A 4,453-nucleotide genomic window follows, 5' to 3' on the forward strand; every position below is an offset into this window, starting at 1 on the left:
AGCCTGTCGCGCGTGCGAATGGGGCCGCACCTGCCTACGCTCGACCCATCAATGCGGCCCCAACACCTCATCCGCAGCGGAACGTCTCTCCCACGTAAGCCGCGCATGCGCCTCCGCCGCACAATGCGCGCCCATCTGCGTAAGCGCGGCGACCGCATCGAGTGACAACGCCATGCGCCGGCAATCGACCGCATCCGACTCATGCACGAATTCGGCGAGCAGCTCGGTGACTCCGCGTGCGAACTGCAACAGTTCGGCAGCGTTATTGAGAAGATCGTGCGCTGATGCATCGGGGTCGGCGTAGTAGCGCGCACGGCGCCTTGCGCCATGGTCGTTGTTCGAAGACATCACTGATCCTTGATAAAGCCGCCGCTTGCCCAGGTGCGGCACGCCCACAAAGCGACGTGCCGCGGATCTAACGGACTCGCGGGTTCACGACTGCCCGTGACCGGGCGCCGGGTGGCTTGATTGATGAAGTGAGTGAGCGTCAGCCCGCTTCGTCGGCGCAGGTAGGTACGCGCCGGGTTACACGGCCAAGAAACTTCTCAGAATTCGCTGACGCCCCGGTTCTTTAACCGTGTCTGCGTGGGACGCAGACAACCCGGTAACCGTAGGGGGTGTCGCCGAGGGGATTCGGCGGGCGAGCGGGTGACGTATGATCGGTAACAGCCATATCAACTGGGTCCTAAGTTGGATTTGGTTAGCGAAGCAGGTGTGCTCGTAACACTCCTGCTTCGCGCTTCTTCACCGCATTGAGCGATGGTTGYCTGCGCGACACGACGAACGACGACGCAGGCAACGGGATGACCGTAGCAAAACAATATTGGGTTGTCTGTAGGTGCGAACTCGATAGCCCAATGTCGCTATCTGTAATGGAAATAGCGGGCCTAAGATGGATACGAATTTCCGTGTCGCTGCTTCCGCTCAACGCGATCAGATGCGACAGTCTCGCCGAGGATGTGGTCCTGATGGGCGACCTGTGTTGCGTCTCCACCGACAAGGAGTTTCAGCCACGTGATTCACTGGATTTCTGCGCTAGGAATGCTGTGTTTCGTCGTGTGCAATGCGCACGGACAAGAGAACACTGCTACGGAGGAACCACTGCGCGCTGCATACTACACGTGCCTCAAAGCTTCCAAGGGTGCGACCTTGGCGCTCAACGATTGCATCGGCACGGAATACGACTTCCAGGATCAGCGACTCAACACCGCTTACAAGTCGCTACGGCAATCGATATCKAGCGCGGAACGCAATGCCCTACGCGACCAGGAGCGGGCATGGATGAGCGACCGAGACGACGCCTGTGCACCACCCGCCAACGGAGGGACAGCGGCCATGCTCGGCGCTAACGAATGCCGCCTTACGCGCACGGCCCATCGCGCCGCTGAGCTAGAGGCGCGGACGTCTCCCCTGCGAGTATCTGCCAAACTCGCCACCGAGCCTTACCAAATTCCCACGAACCTGCGTTCGCTCTTCACCACGCAAGACACCATTCTTGCGCTCAAGAGTGCCCAGCAGCCAGGGGAAGGCGATGACGGAGCAGTCGTCTTGATTCGTCACCCAGTCCACGATGGACAGCAAACCAACCCATGCGAATTGGTGGTGCTCAGGAATGACGGCGGGCACTTTGTTGCGTCAGATAGGAACAGCAGAATCGTTGAGTGCACTTCCAGCGAGGAGCTCAAGCACGCGAGTGCGCTTGGACTCAACAGCAGTCTCACGGTGACCTCTAACGAAATCATCTATTTCAACCAGTTGGCTCGCGGCGGCACGACCTATAGCTTCGCGTGGTCCAAAGAGAAAGCCGCGTGGCATCTTCAGCACGTTGAGACAACTTCCGTGCAGAACGGCGATGCCGGCGTTGTCGTTTACAAGTCGGTCCTCGACTATCCCTCGAGTCTTTCCTGGATTTCTTTGACCGACTTCGATCCGAAGCTCATTCGTGAGTCCGTTGCCAGGAATCGCAAGGTCGTCGAGTAAAGAAGGGGGGATGCCCCAGTTCGAATAGTCGGTTAGCCAAAGCGTCAGTCGCGGGATGAATGTTGAGGGTTCGCCGCTGAAGCGGCTCCTACAACAGCAGCGAGGCAAGCTACCGGCGGTGTGCTCGACCSCACGCMGCCTCAGCSTTCGGTGCCGCGAGGGGCAAGGTYCTTGGGGCCGCTTAAGCTGAGGGCGGCCCCGACTCGCTTACGAAGCGAAAGCCCTGCTACCGCCCGTCTCGAAGAGCCGCGCCGCGGCCCCAAGGGCCTTGCCCCTCGCGGCTCCCGTCACGGACACCAGCGTCAGGCGGCGTAAGCCGCTGGTTACGTGGGGCGCGTAGCGGCCGGCCTTTCGCCGCTGAAGCGGCTCCCACAGGATGCGGGGGAACAAAAAAAGGCCGCGATTGCTCGCGGCCCTCTTCGCCGATGAATCGGCTCCTACAGAACGCGTGGCTACTTACGCAGCGCGCACCTTGTTGATCGCTTCCGCTTTCTTCTGCACGCCCGCACGCAGCTCTTCGCTGTCGAAGTCATCGACCGAGATGAACTCGGCGACGCCGTCACGCACGCGCTGGAGCAGGTCGCGCTCGGCTGCGGTGATGGCGCCCAGCTTCTCGGCCTCGGCGAGTTGCTCGTTGTACGTGTGCGACTTCAGCTGGCCACCCTTGAACGCCTTGAGGAACTTGCGCTCCACCGGCTCGGCGGCGATCACGTCGGGCAGGAGCGCATTCATGCGACCCACCGTGTTGTTCGCCGTCGGGGTGAGGTAGGTCCACGTGGTCAGGCGCTCGCGGGCTTCGCTGGGCGCGGTGATCAGCGCGGCGACGCGGCGACCGAGGCGATCCGACGGCGGCACTTCGCGGCGACCGAACGGGAACACCAGGGCACGCAGTACCCAGGCCACCGGGCGCACCGGGAAGTTACGGATCACGCCGTCCAGCGCCATCTGCATGTTCCACACGCACTGGTGGAAAGCCCAGGCCAGCAGCGGACGATCCGCTTCCGGACGGCCGGTGTCTTCGTAACGCTTGAGCATCGCGCTGGCGATATACAGGTACGAGAGCACATCACCCAGACGAGCTGACAGCTTTTCCTTGAACTTCAGCTTGCCGCCGAGCACACCCATCGCCACGTCGGCACACAGTGCCAGCGCCGCGGAGTAACGGTTGAGCTTGCGGTAGTAGCGGCGCGTGTAAGCGTCACCAGCGGTGTCGCCGATCTTCGCCGCGGTCAGTCCCAGGACGAAGCTGCGCACGGCGTTGGAGAAGCCGAAACCGATGTGGCCGAAGAGTGCCTTGTCGAAGGTCTTCAGGCGCTCGCGGTAATCGGCGATACCCAGTGCCTGCATTTCCTTCAGCACGTAAGGATGGCAGCGGATCGCACCCTGACCGAAGATCATCAGGCTGCGCGTCATGATGTTCGCGCCTTCCACCGTGATGGCGATCGGCACCGACTGCCAGCCGCGACCCATGTAGTTCTTCGGGCCGAGGATGACCCCCTTGCCACCGTGCACGTCCATCGCGTCCGACGCGATCTGACGGCACCACTCGGTAGCGTGGTACTTGGCGATGGCCGACGGCACGGCCGGCTTCTCACCGCGATCGACGGCGGCGGCGGTGGCACGCGAGAGTGCCTGCATGGCGTAGGTCAGGCCGCCGATGCGGGCGAGCGCTTCTTCCACGCCTTCGAAACGGCCGATAGCGAGGCCGAACTGCTTGCGCATGCGCGCATACGAACCGGTCGCCGAGACCGCCATGCGCGAAGCGCCTGTGGCGTTGGACGGCAGCGAGATCGCGCGACCCACCGACAGGCACTCGACCAGCATGCGCCAGCCCTGGCCGGCCATGTGCGGGCCACCGATCAGTACGGACAGCGGCACGAACATGTCCTTCGCGTGCACCGGGCCGTTCTGGAACGGCGTGTTCAGCGGGAAGTGGCGACGACCGATTTCCATCCCCGGGGTTTCGCGCGGCAGCAGCGCCAGCGTGATGCCCAGGTCTTCCTTCTCACCCAGCAGCTTGTCCGGGTCGTACATGCGGAAGGCGAGGCCGACGATGGTCGCGACCGGCGCCAGCGTGATGTAGCGCTTATCGAAGGTCAGGCGGATACCGACGGTTTCTTCGCCGTTCCACATGCCCTTGGTGACGATGCCGAAATCGGGAATCGAGGTGGCGTCCGAACCGGCGTAGGGACCGGTCAGCGCGAAACACGGAACTTCACGGCCATCGGCCAGGCGCGGCAGGAAGTGGTTCTTCTGCTCGTCGCTGCCGTAGTGCATGAGCAGCTCGCCGGGTCCGAGCGAGTTCGGCACGGCGACGGTGGAGGCGACCGTCTGCGACATGCTCGAGAGCTTCTGCAGCACGGCCGAGTGAGCCAGCGCCGAGAAGCCGAGGCCGCCGTAGGTCTTCGGAATGATCATGCCGAAGAACTTGTTCTTCTTGATGAACTCCCAGACGTTCGGCGGAAGGTCGGCC

The 4,453-nt window shown here is 62.7% G+C and carries 3 protein-coding genes; 1 reads left to right on the top strand and 2 read right to left on the bottom strand.

Translation table 11 applies throughout. The annotated features are described in order from the left end of the window. Nucleotides 1-48: 48 nt before the first annotated feature. The gene (locus tag AC1DSN_RS18855) at nt 49-348 is read right to left on the bottom strand and encodes a hypothetical protein (protein ID WP_477332200.1); all 300 of its coding nucleotides are present in this window, start codon (nt 346-348) and stop codon (nt 49-51) included. 666 nt (nt 349-1,014) lie between these two features. Here AC1DSN_RS18855 and AC1DSN_RS18860 point away from each other — a divergent pair. Continuing rightward, nucleotides 1,015-1,980 carry a lysozyme inhibitor LprI family protein gene (locus AC1DSN_RS18860; RefSeq protein ID WP_477298877.1) on the top strand — a complete coding sequence of 322 codons (966 nt, stop codon included), beginning with the start codon at nt 1,015-1,017 and terminating at the stop codon, nt 1,978-1,980. 456 nt (nt 1,981-2,436) lie between these two features. On the opposite strand, the gene AC1DSN_RS18865 is transcribed toward AC1DSN_RS18860, so the two are convergent. Continuing rightward, nucleotides 2,437-4,453: acyl-CoA dehydrogenase (locus AC1DSN_RS18865; protein ID WP_477332202.1), on the bottom strand; the 2,017-nt coding region annotated here is incomplete at its 5' end.

Source organism: Luteibacter sp. P4_D7_3, from assembly GCF_056401735.1.